Genomic DNA, 16,471 nt, shown 5'->3' on the forward strand with positions numbered 1-16,471 from the left:
TTGTATGGTTGAATTCACCCATATCGACGGCGACCATGTACGGATGGTCGATGTCACGGAAAAACCCGATGTTCACAGGAAAGCAACCGCACAGGGGAGGATCTATCTCAGCAGCGGGACGCTGAAGGCGATTTCTGAAAAGACTACACGGAAAGGAAATGTCCTTGCAACCGCCGAGATTGCCGCAATTCTTGCAGTGAAGGATACATTCCGGATCATTCCGATGTGCCATCCCCTTCCGGTCGGCGGAGTATCTGTCGATTTTGTGGAGACTGAGGAGTATATCGAGGCAACAGTCACCGTGAAGACCTACGGAAAGACCGGCATCGAGATGGAAGCGTTGACCGGTGTCTCAGTTGCACTCCTGACCATCTGGGATATGGTAAAGTCCGCTGAGAAGGATGAGTCCGGGCAGTACCCGGAAACCCGGATTGAGGGGATCAGGGTCCTCTCCAAAGAGAAGAGTGCTGCATAACCAGCATCCTTTAAGTTCGCAGGAGTTGAAGTATAAAGATCACGGGATACCTCCCGTCAAGGAATGTGGCTTCAAACGAGTAAGCCGAACCTGGAGTAGACAAATGTCACGATCAATGTATTCGTATGTCCGTGAGGCATGGAAAAAGCCTGACGAGACCGAGGTAAAGAAACTCCTCTGGCACCGCATGCAGAAATGGCGGCGTGAAGGATCCGTTGTCCGGATCGAACACCCCACGCGGATTGACCGCGCCCGCACCCTTGGATACAAGGCAAAGCAGGGTATCATCGTTGTCCGCGCCCAGGTACGCCGTGGTGGCCGGAGAAAGTCAAGATATGTCCGCGGGCGAAGAACCGCACGGATGGGCATGGCCCGCACCACCGCCGGAAAGAGCATCCAGCGGATGGCAGAAGAGCGTTCTGCACGGCGCTACCCGAACATGGAAGTTCTGAACTCATACTGGGTTGGAGAAGACGGGGTCAGGAAATACTATGAAGTGATCCTTGTCGATCGAAGCCACCCCGGCATCAGAAGCGACAAGACGCTGAACTGGATCTGCGACCAGAAGAACCGTGTATTCCGTGGCAAGACCTCGGCCGGAATGAAAGGCCGTGGCATGCGCCGCAAGGGTACCGGTACCGAAAAGACACGTCCAAGTATCCGCTCACATAAAAACCAGGGGAAATAACCCCACTTTTCTTTTATGACGGTCACGGATGCTTTCATCCATCCCTTTCCCGAGGGTGACTCGACACTTCAACGCATGGCAATGACCGCACGCGAATGCGGTTTTGACACACTCATTGCAGTCAACCACCACCCATGCGAATATCATGGTGTCCGGATTCTGCAGGGAGTGATCGTAACCGAAGGCACAATGAAGGCAGTCACAAACGCAATCCGGCAGAAGAAGCGGGCGATCATCGGGGTTGCCGCAGGCGATGCATCCTTTAACAGGAACCTCCTGAAGACACCAGGGCTCCATCTCATCACCGATCTGCATCGATCACAGAGGAATGCATTCGACCAGGTGTCGGCAAAGCTTGCCGCAGAGAAACGGATCGCGGTGCACCTCGATATCAGCCAGATCATCTCCTGCAAGGGGCATTCCCGGCAGAAGGTGCTTGCGAGGTACGCCGAGCTCCTTCTCCTCCAGAGAAAGTTTGGATTCTCCTTTGCAATCGGGAGCGGGGCAAAATCAATCCTCGGCCAGCGGACTGTCGGAGAAATGATCCTTCTGACCTCACTCTTTGGGATGACAGAGGAGGAGACGGTTACCGCTCTTGGAACAATCCCCGATCTCTTTCTGGATACATCCCGTCCACGGGTGATTTCATGAAGCATCTCTCCCCCACCCTCCGGGAAAACCGGAGATATGTCCTTACCAGAATCATGCCGTCCGATCCTGATTGTGATATCCGGGAACTCTATTATGCGATCGCAGACAGTGTCACCTCACTCTATGGCGATTGTATCGCCGCAGAGGTGCATGCCGCCACGATCCTGCGGGAGGGAGAGTACCTGATTGTGAGATGCAGGAGGGGGCGGGAGAAGGAGCTCTGCTGCGCAATTGCCGCGATCAGATCCATCAACGGAACACAGGTCCGCCTCATCACCATCGCCACTTCGGGAACAATTGCGGCTCTCAGAAAGAGGATACGGCCGGAAAAGCAGGGCGATCCGATCACCTGCACCATCAATTCCGGGGAACAGAGCGGCATCATGTATGCCGATGGAAAGATTGACCTTATCAGAAGAGATATGAAAGGTCAGGAATTAGTATATCTCACGAAAGACGATATGGAGAAGTTTCATGCAACCACAACCAAACCAGATGGGATATGACCGGGCGATCACCGTCTTCAGTCCGGACGGCCGCCTCTACCAGGTCGAGTATGCACGTGAAGCAGTGAAGCGGGGAACAACTGCTGTCGGGATCAAATGCAAAGAGGGAGTCGTCCTGATCGTCGACAAGCGGGTCAGCTCAAAACTGCTCGAACCCTCATCAATCGAGAAGATATTCCAGATTGACGCACATATCGGGGTTGCATCCTCCGGCCTTGTCGGCGATGCCCGCGCCCTTGTGGATCGCGCCAGAATCGAGTCACAGATCAACCGCGTCTCCTATGACGAGGCGATCGATGTCGAGACGCTCTCCAAGAAGCTCTGTGACCATATGCAGACCTACACACAGTTCGGCGGCGCCCGCCCCTATGGAACGGCACTCCTGATCGCAGGTATTGCAGATGGCACATGCCATCTCTTTGAGACTGACCCCTCAGGCACCCTGCTTGAGTACAAGGCAACCGGTATCGGAATCGGCAGGCCGGCAGTGATGAAAGTCTTTGAAGAGGAGTACAATCCCGAACATTCCTGCAAAGAGGCGATTCTGCTTGGGCTTAAAGCACTCCATGCCGCAACCGAAGGAAAGTTTGATGTGAACACCGTTGAGATCGGCATTGCCTCACTTCAGGCGGGCACCTTCAGGAAGATGGCACCTGAAGAAGTTGCAGTCTGCGTCGAAGCATTTGAGCAGTGAGGTGAAAAACGATGATCTCCCTCGATAACGCCGTTGTTGCGCGCCTTGAATCACATGGCGAACGGTTTGAGATCCTTGTCGATCCCGACCTTGCCCAGAAGATCCGTGAAGGGGAGGAGATCGAGATCGAAGATGTGGTTGCTGCCGGATTTGTCTATGAGAATGCAGCCCACGCAGAAAGGGTAGCAGACGAAAACCTGACAAAGGTATTCAAGACAACCGACTTCGAGACAGTTGCGCGGGCAATTATCGAGAAAGGAGAGATCCATCTCACCTCGGAACAGAGGAAGGCGCGATCTGAGGAGAAGAAGCGGCAGGTGATCACATATATCGCCAGAAATGCCATCAATCCCCAGACAGATCTGCCGCACCCCGCCCACCGGATAGAGCTTGCACTTGAAGAGATCAGGATCAATTTTGACCCCTTCAAATCCGTCGATGCCCTCGTCAAGGAGACCGTCAAGGCGCTCAGGCCGATTCTCCCGATCAAGTTCGCCGAGAAGAGGTTCGCCGTTAAAATCCCGCCTGACTATGCAGCACGCGGATATGGCGAGATTGCCGGTGCTGCAATGGTAACAATGGAGAGGGAGGAGTGGCAGGCAGACGGATCCTGGATCTGCATCGCAAAGATCCCGGCAGGCATGCAGGAGGAGTTCTTCTCGCTCGTTAACCGGGTCTCAAAAGGGGATGCCGAGGTCAGGGTCATAGAGTAGCTTAATAGCAATCAATAGCAAATACAATAAGACATCTATCGGAGATTCGAATCATGGCAAAAGGAAAACACAAGGCAAAGGGACGTATTTCGGGTAGTGCAGGACGCTTTGGACCGCGCTACGGTCGATTTATCAGGAAGAGCGTCAATCAGATCGAAAAGATTCAGAGAGCAAAGCACCTCTGTCCCAGATGTGATACGATCTCTGTGAAGCGTGAAGGAACTGGTATCTGGACCTGCAGAAAATGCAATTTCAAGTTCGCAGGCGGTGCATATGCGCCACAGACACCCGGTCTGAAGGTTGCACTCAGGAACATCGACGCATCCATCAAGAAGGAGGCGTAGACTGGCGTGACCGGGTCATACAAATGTGCCCACTGCAAGAGGAAGGTTGAGATAGACGTGAATGTCCGCTGCCCATACTGCGGACACCGTATCCTCTTCAAAGAGCGTGGGGCAGTTATAAAAGACCTCAAGGCCAGATGACGATCCTTACGACATCACGCCGCCCGACCCCTGAGATCCGGGCCTTTGCCCGGGATCTCGCTTTTGCACTCGGGTGCGATCATATGAACAGGGGAAAAACCGGGCTTCGTGATCTCTCCCCACAGGATCCCGCCATACTTTTTATTGAGAAGCAACAGCAGAAGATCGCTATCCGCCTCGAAGTGGATGGCGAGATGAAAGGGGAGATCATGCTATCCGGCTGGTCGGTCGGCATCCGTGAGAAAGAGATGCGAAGAGGCATCTTCACGAGCGACCAATCGGTTTATGATCTCCTGAACCGATATGTACCTGTCACAATGGTCCAGAACCAGGACGGGGCAATCACCTTCGACGGAAGGCAGAGACGAGAATATCGGTGTGATTGAGAGCGTCATGATGCATGATACGGAGTTCACCTTTGTCACCCCTCATGCACCCATACTCTATCAGGCACTTGCCCCCGAAGCATCAGACGAAACCGGGGAACGATCAAGTGCCACCATCAGCCTTGAGAACGATCGTCTTACCCTGAAAGTCACCGCCGGCGACATCCCGGCATTGCGGGCCGCGTTGAACATGTGGCTCCGCCTGATAAACATCGCAGAAGAGATGCAGGAGATAGAAAACCATGGAAAACCCTAATATCCCTCAGAAAGTCCAGCAGCAGATCGCACAGCTTCAGCAGATGCAGCAGCAGATGCAGACAATTCTTCAGCAGAAATCCCAGTACGAGATGAGCGTGCGTGAGGCGAAGCGTGCGGAGGAAGAGCTGAAAGAGACTGCTGACGATGCCGAGGTCTTCATGACAATCGGTTCAGTGATGGTGCAGCAGACAAAAGAGCATGTTGCAAAAACCCTCGCCGATAAGATCGACACCCTTGAGCTGCGGATCAAATCCCTTGAAAAACAGGAGAAGGCGATCGCCACAAAATTCGAGCAGCTTCAGCAGCAGGTCAGAAGCTCACTCGAAGGGCGTATGCCGGAAGCTGCATAATCACCTCTCATTTATAATCAACATTTTTTCTACTGTCATCTCGCGTATAGCAGAGGCAGGGCCTTCGCGTCCGATGCCTGATCCCTTCACACCGCCATAGGGCATCTCATCGACCCTGAATGTCGGGATGTCATTCACAAGGAGCGCCCCGACATCGATTCTCCCAAAGGCTTTCCTTACAGTCTCAAGGGAGTCGGTGAAGATGCCTGCCTGGAGCCCATAGTCAGAGGTGTCTGCAATTTTGATTGCTTCATCGACCTCATCAAAAGGATGCAGGAGAATGACCGGGGCAAAGAGCTCCCGGCAGGAGAGATCCTGGGATAGCCCGAGATCGGCAAGCATAGTCGGGTAGAGGAGCGCCCCCTCACGCCTTCCTCCGCAGACGAGGCGGGCACCGGAATCAACAGCCGACCTAATCAGCGCCTCTGCCCGTGATGCTGCCTCAATTGAGATCATCGGGCCGATATCAGTCGTGGGATCGGCAGGATCTCCCACCTTCAGCAGGCGGATATACCCGAGGATCTTCTCTTCCATCCCGGAATAGATAGACCGATGGATGAGAACACGCTGTACCGAGACGCAGTTCTGGCCGGCATTTGCAAACCCGCCGGCAACGATCCGCATTGCGGCATAATCAGGATCAGAGTCCGGGCAGACGATCACAGCAGCATTTCCCCCGAGTTCGAGCCCGACCGCTTTTCTTCCGGCACGGTTCTTGATCGCCCAGCCGACATCCGGACTCCCGGTGAAGGAGAGATAGCCGAAGGAGTCATCAGGGATGATCTCATCAGCAACCGCACCAGGTGCCGGGATCACCGAGACTGCTTCAGGAGGATAGCCTGCCGCGATGATAATCTCGGCCAGGATCAGGGATGAGAGCGGTGTGGCGGTTGCCGGTTTCAGGAGAAACGGGGCGCCGATTGCTATCGCCGGACCGATCTTGTGGCAGGCGAGATTTAAGGGATAGTTGAAGGGGGTGATCGCAAGTACCGGGCCTGCCGGCACCCGTGTGAGATACCCTGTATGGCCGGCACCTGCCGGCGTGCGGTCAAGGGGGAGGATTGTGCCATCGACCCTTCCCGCCTCCTCGGCAGAGATCGTGATCGTCTCAATCGCCCGGGTGACCTCGCCATCTGCCACCTTCCGCACCTTTCCGCCTTCTGCGATGAGGGTTGCCATAAGCTCTTCCCTCCGCTCTTCAAGACGTGCGGCTATGGCATACAGAATCTTCCGCCGGGTATGGAGGGGGAGCCTCCGGGTCGTTTCAAATGCTCCCGCTGCTGCCTGTGCACCATCCCGGAGATCATCTGCTGATCCGAGACAGACAGACGCTACCGTTGTACCGGTATAAGGAGAGATGACATCTGAGATCAGAGGGCTGCTCTTCCACCTTCCGCCCACACAGAATAGTCGTGGATCATCCATGTGAAGAAAAAGGTGGGAGAGAATAAAAAAGATCAGGGTGACGTCTGCGTATACCGGATGAGGTTGATTGCATTCACCATCGCCTCAGCAGATGCCAGAACGATATCGTCCCCCGATGAGCTTGCATCATAGGTTCTGCCCTCAGCATCCTCGACCGTGATCGTCACATGCCCGATTGCATCGGTTCCGCCACTGATCGCCTCGATCCTGAAGTCTTTCATCTGGATACCAATCGGCATCACACTCAGAACCGCCTTCACCGCAGCATCCACCGGACCGTTTCCGATGGCACTCCCGGCCTTCTCGGTTCCGAGGACACAGGCACGGACACTGGCAGTCGGTATGCAGTGGTTCCCGCTCATAACAGCGATATCACGGAGCTCGACGGTCTTTGCAACCGCCTGGATATCCATCACATCTTCTGCGATCACATAGAGATCGTGATCCGTAACCCTTCTCCCGCGTGCGGATATTGTCTTGATCCGATCAACGATCAGATCCAGTTCGGTGTCTGATGGGTTGATATGGACAAGCGAGAGCATCTGCCGCACCGCATGCCTGCCGACATGCTTGCCGAGGGCAAGGCGGCGGCGGTGGCCGACCATCTCGGGTGTCATGATCCCCGGCTCGAAGGTCTGGCTGTTTGCCATGATCCCATGGGAATGTATCCCGGATTCGTGGGCAAATGCATTATCCCCGACCACCGGCTGGACCGGCAGTATCGGGATACCCGAGTACCTTGATACGAGCCGCGACATCTCAACGAGGCGGGTCGTCTCGATCCCGGTCGATATCCCGTTGATTGCCTCCAGAATCATCACCGTCTGGGCGATGTCCGCATTGCCTGCCCGCTCGCCGATCCCATTAACCGTCACCTGCACCTGCGAGGCGCCTGCCTCGACTGCGGTGGTGGTGTTGGCAACGGCGAGGCCGAAGTCGTTGTGGCAGTGAATGTCGATTGGAACATGGATCTCCTCTGCTATTGCAGAGATCAAGGTACGTATCTTCATCGGCGTATAGACCCCGACAGTATCGGGGACATTCACAACAGTCGCTCCTGCATCGGCAGCAGCCCTGAAGACCTCGATCAGGTACGGGAGATCGGTTCGTGTCGCATCCATCGCCGAGAACATGCACTGGCCGAGATGATCGCGGACATACCCCACAATCTCTCCTGTGATTGCCAGAACCTCTTCACGGGTCTTTTTGATGGTATTCTCACGCTGGATATCAGATGTCGGAATAAAGACATGCACCATATCGACATCGCAGTCAAGGCAGGTGTTGACATCATCGACCCGTGACCGTGAGAGCCCGCAGATTGCCGCTGAATGTCCTTCAGCTGCAATTCTGGATACGGTCTCCTTCTCCTGCTCTGAAGATGCGGGAAAACCGGCTTCGATCGCGTGTACACCAACCTCCGAGAGGATGCGTGCGATATCCAGTTTCTGTTCAAGGGTGAAGGATACACCCGGTGTCTGTTCACCATCCCTCAGGGTGGTGTCAAAAACAGTTACTCTCTTGGGCGACCTGCTTTCAACAAAGAAAGCAATTCCCCACAGAAGCTTTTGCCGTAGGCATACGATTATATTGGCAGTATGGAGAGATAAAGAGTTCTATTGCAGAATTGTCTTAAAAGAAAAGTGAACGCCCAGATCGGAATTCGAATCCGAGTCGATGCCGTGACAGGGCATCATGATAGGCCACTACACTATCTGGGCACTTTGTGGGTTGATCCCGCCTCCCGGAGTCGAACCGGGGACATCGCGGTAGCCGCGCAGTTCGCCCGCAGGCGATGATCTTACTACAGCCGCGCACTCTACCAGTCTGAGTTAAGGCGGGTAACTGCACTAAATAAAAAGGCTAAGATGACATATAAACATGTCGAATCAGCAAATACGCGCCGATTGAAAGAGGAATGAGCGAATACTGATAATGAAGAGATAAAACCAATAATGGGCAGAGATCTGAAGCACAATTGATTTTCAGGGAAGGCGTGAGGAAGGCCACTGCATCAATCCGGGAGCTCTCCGCGCAGGGGGTCGCCTCCCCCTTCGTTGACGTTTACTTCAAGACCTCCTCCAAAGACCTTCCTGATCATATGGCCCTCAGACCGGACACCCCAGACCTCAAGCATGCAATCGCCCCGTGCTTCAAGATCCAGGATGATCTGCCCGTTATTATCCTTTGACAGACGGGCATCGCGGATGCGGCCGGCATGAGTCCGATCAAGGTGTTCGGCCATCCTGAGGAAGAGGGAGAGGATACGGATCTGATCCTGAACCACCGGATCGAGGAGGCTGAAGTGATGATCTTTCTTCCGTGGTGCTTTCTTCCGGTGATACCGGGCGATCTCTGCAATGATCCCAACCTCATGCTCATCAAAGCCAACGAGATCCGCATGCCTGATAATATAGGCCGAATGGAGATGATGATCCACAAATGAGATGAAATTGCCGATATCATGGAGATATGCGGCATAAAGTAGGAAATTCCTGTCAGCATCAGAATATGAGTGGAGACCTGCCTCACGAGCCGAATCAAAAAGGAGGGCAGAGAGTCCGACGATTGTAAGTGCGTGAAGCTCATCAATCCGGCAGGATCGCCCCAGCTGGACAACACTCCGTTTTCTGGACGATATCTTCTCTGCATGAGGAAAACCGGGTATCCGGGAGAGATATTCCATGAGAAGTCCTTCACGCAGGCCATGGGGCGATATCTCGATCTCGATAATTCCAAGCTCTTCCATCATTGTTTCGAGGATCACCCCGCCACCGATGATGATATCCGCCCGATCAGAATTGATCCCCGGAACTTTCCGCCGCTCTTCCAGGGAGAGGGAACAGAGCCGCTCGATGGTGTGCCTGAGATCGTCATACCTGAGGAGGGTTGGAGATGATGTTCCCGGACAGAGGCGGGAGGCGATCTCGGCCAGATTCTGTATGGTGCCTGAACTCCCAAACGCCCGTGAATAGGGAAATTTCCGTATCCGGGTCAATGGCTGGGCGATGACATTTCTGACAAACTGCTGCATCCGGGCATATTTCTTCAATGAAACAGGGCCATCTTCACCGGGGCGGAAGAACTGGTTGGTCAGCCGGATTGACCCGAGCTTCAATGATTCAAGAGTGAGGTAGTCATGCTGGCTGCCGATGATCACCTCGGTTGAGCCTCCCCCGATATCGATGAAGATAGCCCGATGCGTGCCGATGTCAATCCCGGAGACGACACCCCGGTAGATCAGCCGTGCCTCCTCCTTCCCCGAGACGACCCGGACATCAAGATTCGCCTCCCGGAGGAGCATCTCAAGGAACTGATCGGCATTCTTTGCCTCCCGTGTGGCAGAGGTGGCAACAGCGACAAATTCCTTCACGCCATAGGCAAGGCCGAGATCAACGAAGAGTTTGCAGATGGTGACCCCGCGGCCGATCGCCTCTTCAGAGAGTTCTTCACGGGCAAAACATCCCTCGCCGAGACGGGCAACCTCCTTCTGTTCCGTCAGAATGCTCATCGATCCATTCTGGTTCAGCCTGACAACCAAAAGGCGGATCGAGTTTGTCCCGATATCAATGAATGCGACAATCTCTTCGGATGCAATCATCGGTTCCGTCATTTCGGCTCAAAAGATGTCTGCGTTCGATCAACGGTACATTGAGCAGATATGCCGCCATCGCCACCATGGGGATCGCCACCGGGGCCGATCAGCCCGGCTTCCTCGATCGTGATCCCATGCCGGAGCATGGTGCAGAAGATCGGTGGAAGGCCTGCCTTTTGAATTGCACCTGCCACCAGCTCGATGTCATAGGGGATCCTGATATGGCAGACCGAGAAGGGATCTGCTTCGAGGAGGCAGTAGCATGCCCTCGGATCTCCGTCAGCAGGACGGCCGACCGATCCGCAATTGATGAAGAGGCAGTCCGAAACCGTCCGGGTAAAGGGTATATGCGTGTGGGCAGAGATGATAGCATCCACACCCGTTGCCTTTGCATACTCCAGAAGCTCTGTATCAGGCGTATGAGGGTCGATCCGCCCTGTCATGGAACCCGGAGTTCCATGAGTGAGAAGAACGGTCATATCGCCGATACGTGTTCTGATCTCCCGTGGGAGTGAGAGAAGATAGCTCCGGCTCTTTTTTGACAGCTTTGTATCTGTCCAGCAGAGCGACTGCATCTTCTCATCACCCCGGAGAGCCTTCTTTTTGCAATCCTTTTTTGTCAGTGAAAGGATCCCGGTATCGATATTGCCTGTAATCCCGGTGATCTTCTTCTCCCCGATAATCCGGATCGTCTCTTCCGGATACGGCCCAAAACCGATTAGATCCCCGAGATGAATGATATGCGTTGCACCCCTCTGTTCAGCATCAGCAATAACCGCTTCGAGCGCTGGCAGATTTGCATGGATATCCCCGATCAATGCAACCCGGACCGGGGTTCCTCCGGGCATCCGGTAGAGCCCCATCCCGCCATTGACAAGAGGCTCAACAACCTTCTGCCTGATATCCTCGATCAGGTTATCCTCCTTCATCCCCTTCCAGTGAAGGGAGAAGAGTCCGTACAACTCTTTCCGCCGTGATCGGCGGTCCTCTGCGAGATGCAGCAGGCCGGGCCTTATGAACCTCATAAATCCGGTGTGTCCGAAGAACGACGCAACACGTGCCTCCTCCTCTTCCATAAAGCCGGGAAGGACATCCAGCCAGACATCACAGTCATGCATATCCCCGAGGAGATCCTGGAGCTTTTTAACAACCTGAATCGGTTTTTTCAGGCCGTCCTGGTAGAGATCAGAGAAGATCTCCATCGTATACCGAAGCCGTTTTGCTGCGATACGCATCTCATGATGTTCTGCGATCCTGGATGGATCAGGAATATATCGCTCAAATGAGATCAGTTCCTCAATCCGCCTGCTGATCGCACGATAGGCAGCTTCATAGGTAAACCTGCTGTGTATATCGGTGTCGTGGAGCCGTCCGGAGACGATCTGATCCCGGCACCAGTCCAGGAGATCGTCTGCAACATCTGACGATTCAAAGGCATCCACCGATGAAACGACCTCATGATGGAGCGCTGCCCGCTTTCCGTTCCACCTGAGAAGCAGGCATTCGATACCGGGCCTGATGAGCGGCTGGAAGGCCGTATCTTCACGCGGAGCAGGGAGGGCAACCCTGCCGGTGATATAGACCCGTATCTTCCAGAGGAGTTCCCGCATCCGTATGCGGATGCCCGGTGACGGGGGCAGGGCAGGAACCCCGGCAGGAGGAGCATCGGTTCTCACAAGGACGGTCCGATCCTCTGCCGGTGGCAGGAAGCCTGCATACCATACCGGAGGGCGCTCATCAGGGAGAGAATCCAGGTATGACTGGAGAAAATCGATCTGGACATCGAGATCCCGAGCCGCCCCAAGCGAGCGGGTGATGGAGCGGACACCTTTGTAGGTATTTTTATACATCGCTTCAGAGAAGCAGGGTGCAAAGAGGGGGAGAGCCGCACGGATGCGCCGCGATGCCACCCTCATCCGGTGGATATACTCGATATCATCAGAATGCCGTACACCATCTGCCTCAGCAACAAGATCCTCGGTGAGCTTTCTGAGAGTTTCTGCCCCAAAGAGACAGAAGCCCTCATCATTCTTCTCTTTCTTTCCACCCATGCCAGGCACCCCTGTTTGTAATCAGCCAGTCCTGTGAATGACAGGCTGTCTCAGTATTCTCCTGTTGAATCCTGTCATAGCTGCCATCGGCATTGAGGCGCCACGATTTCTGGTTATCTGAAAGATGCACCCTCATGATCCTGATAAGAGCGGAGCGGATCGCCGGATCCCGCACCGGAAAGAGCACCTCAACCCTCCGCCTGAGGTTCCGCTGCATCATATCTGATGATCCGAGGAGCACCTCATCATCACCACCGTTGTGGAAGTGGTAGATGCGGGCATGTTCAAGGAAACGCCCGACTATTGAGGTGACTTTGATCGTCTCGGATACGCCTGTAATACCGGGGCGAAGCGCACAGAGTCCGCGGACATTCAGATCCATTCTCACACCTTCATGTGATGCCCGGTACAGCGCCGATATGATCTCAGGGTCAAGGAGCCCGTTCAGCTTCAGTGCGATATAGCCGTTCTGGTTCGCTCTCTGGTGCTCGATCTCCCGCTCAATCCGTTTCAGGATCCCCTGCCTGAGGTTGATCGGTGCAACGAGAAGCTTCCGGTACTCCTGCCGCTCCACATAGCCGGTCAGGTGGTTGAAGAGCTCGGTTGCATCTGCCCCGATATCTGGATCGGCGGTCATATATCCGATATCGCCGTAGATACGGGTGGTGACGGTGTTGTAGTTTCCTGAACTTAAGTGCACATAGCGATAGATACCATCTGCTTCACGCCTGACGATCATCGCCACCTTGGCATGAACCTTCAGCCGCTCATGCCCATACACGACATGCACCCCTTCCTGTTCGAGAGCCCGCGCCCAGGTGATATTGTTCAGTTCATCGAACTTTGCCTTTAGTTCCAGAACCACAGTCACCTGTTTCCCATGCTGGCGGGCTTTCATCAGGGCATCGACGATCGGGGATTTCTTATCGATCCGGTACAATGTGATCTTGATCGCAAGGACATCCGGATCGATTGCCGCCTGCCTGAAGAGCCGGACGATCGGGATGAAGCTGTCGTAGGGGTGATAGAAGAGGGTATCCCGGGATCGTACCAGATCGAAGATATCCTCTTCATGCGCCAGCGGATCGGTGATATGGGGGACAAATGGTTCATCGAGGAGATCGGGGCGGGAGAGATCATGCAGCTGCCAGAGATCATTATGGCCGATAAAACCACTGACACCATAGACATCGCTCTCTTTCAGCCCGAGCCGCTCAGAGAGGAGAAGGATCAGCCGCGGGGGGGTGGCCGGGTCAACTTCAAGCCGGACCGGGACCCCGGTTCGCCTGCATTCGATACTATCCTCAACCGCAGTCAGGAGATCGGATGCATCATCAATGACCACTTTGATCTCCGCATCCCGTGTCACCCTGAACCGGTATGCACCCTCAACACTCATTCCCGGAAAGAGGGAGCCGAGATGCCCGGCGATCAGATCTTCGAGGAGGATGAAGCGGGATGGCGGCCCCCCGCCCGGGGAGCTTACCGGGATGAACCTGCCGAAGGTGAGGGATGGGATCTTGATCCGTGCGAGGTACCGCCGCCCGTCGGCTGAACCCAGGACAACAGCCAGATTCAGCGAGAGGTTCGAGATGAAGGGGAAGGAGCGGGCTGCATCGATTGCCATCGGGGTGAGGATCGGATAGATCGTCGAGTGGAAGTAGGCATGCATCGCCTCTTTTTCATCATCTGTTAATTGAGAGAACAAAACGATTGAGACACCCGCTGCAGAGAGAGCAGGAAGGAGAGAGCCGCTCCATGTCTCCTCATAAAGGCGGTAGAGTTCATCAACCTCCAGCTGGATCTTCCAGAGGAGATCTGCCGGGGCGATTCCATCAGGAGGCAGTTTCCATATGCCGTCTTTCACCTGGTGGCGGAGCCCGGATACCCGGACCATAAAGAATTCATCGAGGTTGGCCCCGCAGATCGCAAGGAACTTCACCCGTTCGAGGAGAGGATGCCTTGTGTCATTTGCCTCTGCCAGCACCCTCCTGTTAAAGGAGAGCCATGAGAGTTCCCGGTTGATATAATACTCCGGCTTATCCGGATTGAATGTCTCTTCAGTTGCCATGCCATATCCCTCTGTGCTGGATCATCCATGCCTGTGAATCGATCGGTTCCGCACCCGCCTCCACCCGTTTGTAGCTGCCATCCTTGTTCATCAGGCGCATCTTAACGGAATCACCCAGATGGATCTGAAGGATCGTTTTGACCAGTGCATCCCTGATCGCAGGATCACGTATCGGATAGAGGATCTCAACCCTGCCATTGAGATTCCGCGGCATCAGGTCGGCCGATCCTATCAGCACTTCCTCTTCACCCCCGTTTCTGAAATAATAGATCCTGGTATGTTCAAGGAACCGCCCAACAATGGAGGAGACGGTGATATTGTCTGAAAAACCGGGGATGCCCGGCCTGAGGCAGCATATGCCACGCACCTGGAGGTGGATGGCGACCCCTTCCTGCGATGCACGGTAGATAGCGGCAATGAGATCCGGATCCACGAGTGAATTGCATTTGAAGGCAATGTAGCCCTTCCCATATGCCCGGTGAATACGAATCTCCCGCTCTATCCGGGAGATGAGATCCTCACGCATCCGTCCCATCTTCCCATGTGAGACGAGCAAAGTCCGGTATTCCGTCTTTGCGGAGTAGCCTGTGAGGGCATTGAAGAGATCGGCTGCATCCGCAGCAACTGCCGGATCAGCTGTGAAGAGCCCGAGATCGGTATAGACCCGTGCGGTCTGGGTATTGTAGTTGCCGGTTCCAAGATGGGTATACGTGACAAGACCGGTCGACTCCCGGCGGACGACCATGCAGAGTTTGGCATGCACCTTCAGGCCGATCAACCCATAGACCACATGTACACCGGCCCGTTCAAGTGCCCGAGCCCAGATGATATTATTCTCCTCATCAAAGCGTGCCTTCAGCTCGACAAGAACCGTCACCTGCTTACCCTGCTCGCGTGCCTCCATCAATGCCTCGACGATGGGAGAGTTCTGCCCGACACGGTAGAGTGTCTGTTTGATCGCAAGGACATCCGGGTCGCGTGCCGCCTGCCTGATGAAGCTCACCACCGGGATGAAGCTGTCATAGGGGTGATAGAGGAGATAGTCCCGCTTCCTGATAGAGCGGAAGATCGTCTTCTCGGAGTTGAGCCCCTCCGGAACCGAAGGGAGAAACGGGGCATCTTTCAGTTCGGGCAGGTTGATTCCGGCAAGCTCCATCAGATCGGCCATTCCGAGCGGGCCGGTGCTGGTGTCGACCTGCTCGGGGTTGAGCCTGAGTTTGGATGCGAGCATCTCCCGGATCCACTCCGGAATTGAGCTATCCACCTCAAGCCGGACAGGCCTCCCGATTCGCCGGTGCTCCACGCTCTCCTCGATGGTGCTGAGGAGATCCGATGCTTCATCCTCCTCGATCTCAAAGTCCGCATCTCTCGTCACCCTGAATGGGTAGGAGGCAACGACATCCATGCCCGGATAGAGGAGATCAAGATTGTCAGCGATTAATTCTTCCAGCAGAACATACTGGTGTTCCTGCCCGCCGCAATCGCCTGATCCGGGAAGCCTCACAAACCGCTGACCAAGGGTGCGGGGCACCTTCACCCGTGAGAAGATCCTGCCCCGCTTTGTGTCATTGATGATGACCGCAAGGTTCAATGAGAGGCTCGATATGAAGGGGAAGGGATGGGATACGTCAAAAGCCATCGGGGTGACGATCGGGAAGATCTCCCTGATGAATGTCTCACGTGCCGCTCTCCTCAGTTCCGGGGAGAGTTCATCCATCCTCTGGATCCGGATCCCTTCACTTTTCAGTTCGGGAAGGAGATGATCCTTCCAGCAGGTGGTCGCCTCTTTGAGCAGGGGGAGGAGTTCGGATCGGATTCCGGCAATCTGCTCCTTTGCCGAGAGGCCATCAGGGGGGCGCTCGAGTGCGCCAGCTGATGCCTGCCGCCAGAGGCCTGATAACCGAATCATCACAAATTCGTCCAGGTTATTTGAAAATATCGAGAGGAATTTAACCCGCTCAAGGAGAGGGTGGTTTTTATCCAGTGCTTCTTCAAGGACCCGCCGGTTGAACTGTATCCACGAGAGCTCGCGGTTATAGAATACTTTCGGAGTATAGAGCAGTACAGAGTCTGAAACACCCTGTTGTATAGTGCGATCCGTCTCCATGGAGATCACTCTTACC

At 54.7% G+C, this 16,471-nt stretch carries 17 protein-coding genes and 2 tRNA genes; 11 read left to right on the top strand and 8 right to left on the bottom strand.

Translation table 11 applies throughout. The features are described from left to right. The first annotated feature begins 4 nt into the window (after window positions 1–4). The 11 genes from moaC to ACYUBO_RS08380 all read left to right on the top strand — a co-directional run bounded on the left by moaC (window position 5) and on the right by ACYUBO_RS08380 (window position 5,206). Window positions 5–475, top strand: coding sequence for a cyclic pyranopterin monophosphate synthase MoaC (gene moaC / locus ACYUBO_RS08330; RefSeq protein WP_300331453.1), 471 nt, complete (start codon window positions 5–7; stop codon window positions 473–475). Window positions 476–578: 103 nt separating this feature from the next. Continuing rightward, window positions 579–1,163 (top strand): 50S ribosomal protein L15e, encoded by a 585-nt coding sequence (locus tag ACYUBO_RS08335; protein WP_300331450.1) that lies wholly within the window; start codon window positions 579–581, stop codon window positions 1,161–1,163. A gap of 15 nt (window positions 1,164–1,178) precedes the next feature. Then, the gene (locus tag ACYUBO_RS08340) at window positions 1,179–1,814 is read left to right on the top strand and encodes an RNase P subunit p30 family protein (RefSeq protein ID WP_460373513.1); all 636 of its coding nucleotides are present in this window, start codon (window positions 1,179–1,181) and stop codon (window positions 1,812–1,814) included. Continuing rightward, a complete protein-coding gene (locus ACYUBO_RS08345; RefSeq protein ID WP_460373514.1) occupies window positions 1,811–2,320 on the top strand; it encodes an Rpp14/Pop5 family protein in 510 nt (169 codons plus the stop codon). Before ACYUBO_RS08340 ends, ACYUBO_RS08345 begins: the two co-directional genes overlap by 4 nt. Then, on the top strand, window positions 2,289–3,014 hold the full coding sequence (psmA, locus tag ACYUBO_RS08350) for an archaeal proteasome endopeptidase complex subunit alpha (protein ID WP_300331441.1): 726 nt from the start codon (window positions 2,289–2,291) through the stop codon (window positions 3,012–3,014). The genes ACYUBO_RS08345 and psmA overlap by 32 nt, the downstream gene beginning before the upstream one ends. An 11-nt stretch (window positions 3,015–3,025) precedes the next feature. Next, window positions 3,026–3,727: a ribosome assembly factor SBDS gene (locus ACYUBO_RS08355; protein ID WP_460373516.1), complete on the top strand. Its 702-nt coding sequence runs from the start codon at window positions 3,026–3,028 to the stop codon at window positions 3,725–3,727. 53 nt (window positions 3,728–3,780) lie between these two features. Continuing rightward, window positions 3,781–4,071 (top strand): 50S ribosomal protein L37ae, encoded by a 291-nt coding sequence (locus ACYUBO_RS08360; RefSeq protein WP_460373518.1) that lies wholly within the window; start codon window positions 3,781–3,783, stop codon window positions 4,069–4,071. A gap of 6 nt (window positions 4,072–4,077) precedes the next feature. Then, complete coding sequence (locus ACYUBO_RS08365) at window positions 4,078–4,212, top strand: DNA-directed RNA polymerase subunit P (protein ID WP_292733310.1); 135 nt, start codon at window positions 4,078–4,080, stop codon at window positions 4,210–4,212. Then, the gene (locus tag ACYUBO_RS08370) at window positions 4,209–4,598 is read left to right on the top strand and encodes a hypothetical protein (protein WP_300332960.1); all 390 of its coding nucleotides are present in this window, start codon (window positions 4,209–4,211) and stop codon (window positions 4,596–4,598) included. The genes ACYUBO_RS08365 and ACYUBO_RS08370 overlap by 4 nt, the downstream gene beginning before the upstream one ends. 7 nt (window positions 4,599–4,605) lie before the next feature. Beyond that, window positions 4,606–4,854: a KEOPS complex subunit Pcc1 gene (locus ACYUBO_RS08375; protein WP_460373520.1), complete on the top strand. Its 249-nt coding sequence runs from the start codon at window positions 4,606–4,608 to the stop codon at window positions 4,852–4,854. Further along, complete coding sequence (locus tag ACYUBO_RS08380; RefSeq protein ID WP_300332955.1) at window positions 4,841–5,206, top strand: prefoldin subunit beta; 366 nt, start codon at window positions 4,841–4,843, stop codon at window positions 5,204–5,206. Before ACYUBO_RS08375 ends, ACYUBO_RS08380 begins: the two co-directional genes overlap by 14 nt. Here ACYUBO_RS08380 and ACYUBO_RS08385 read toward each other — a convergent pair whose 3' ends face one another. The 8 genes from ACYUBO_RS08385 to ppk1 (ACYUBO_RS08420) all read right to left on the bottom strand — a co-directional run bounded on the left by ACYUBO_RS08385 (window position 5,207) and on the right by ppk1 (ACYUBO_RS08420) (window position 16,455). Then, window positions 5,207–6,631 (bottom strand): aldehyde dehydrogenase family protein, encoded by a 1,425-nt coding sequence (locus ACYUBO_RS08385; protein WP_460373522.1) that lies wholly within the window; start codon window positions 6,629–6,631, stop codon window positions 5,207–5,209. It lies immediately after the preceding gene. 32 nt (window positions 6,632–6,663) lie between these two features. Next, entirely contained in the window at window positions 6,664–8,220 is a 1,557-nt protein-coding gene (locus ACYUBO_RS08390; RefSeq protein WP_460373609.1) for a 2-isopropylmalate synthase, read from the bottom strand. 59 nt (window positions 8,221–8,279) lie between these two features. Beyond that, a tRNA-Asp gene (locus ACYUBO_RS08395) sits at window positions 8,280–8,352 on the bottom strand. A 14-nt stretch (window positions 8,353–8,366) separates the two neighbouring features. Beyond that, window positions 8,367–8,473: transfer RNA gene (locus ACYUBO_RS08400), tRNA-Tyr, on the bottom strand. A 172-nt stretch (window positions 8,474–8,645) separates the two neighbouring features. Next, window positions 8,646–10,244 (bottom strand): Ppx/GppA phosphatase family protein, encoded by a 1,599-nt coding sequence (locus ACYUBO_RS08405; RefSeq protein WP_460373524.1) that lies wholly within the window; start codon window positions 10,242–10,244, stop codon window positions 8,646–8,648. Then, the gene (locus tag ACYUBO_RS08410) at window positions 10,241–12,277 is read right to left on the bottom strand and encodes a CHAD domain-containing protein (RefSeq protein ID WP_460373526.1); all 2,037 of its coding nucleotides are present in this window, start codon (window positions 12,275–12,277) and stop codon (window positions 10,241–10,243) included. The genes ACYUBO_RS08405 and ACYUBO_RS08410 overlap by 4 nt, the downstream gene beginning before the upstream one ends. Continuing rightward, window positions 12,252–14,348 (bottom strand): polyphosphate kinase 1, encoded by a 2,097-nt coding sequence (gene ppk1, locus ACYUBO_RS08415; RefSeq protein ID WP_460373528.1) that lies wholly within the window; start codon window positions 14,346–14,348, stop codon window positions 12,252–12,254. Before ppk1 (ACYUBO_RS08415) ends, ACYUBO_RS08410 begins: the two co-directional genes overlap by 26 nt. Next, on the bottom strand, window positions 14,338–16,455 hold the full coding sequence (ppk1, locus tag ACYUBO_RS08420) for a polyphosphate kinase 1 (protein ID WP_460373530.1): 2,118 nt from the start codon (window positions 16,453–16,455) through the stop codon (window positions 14,338–14,340). The genes ppk1 (ACYUBO_RS08415) and ppk1 (ACYUBO_RS08420) overlap by 11 nt, the downstream gene beginning before the upstream one ends. Window positions 16,456–16,471: the final 16 nt, after the last annotated feature.

It is taken from the genome of Methanocalculus sp. MC3 (assembly GCF_054767395.1).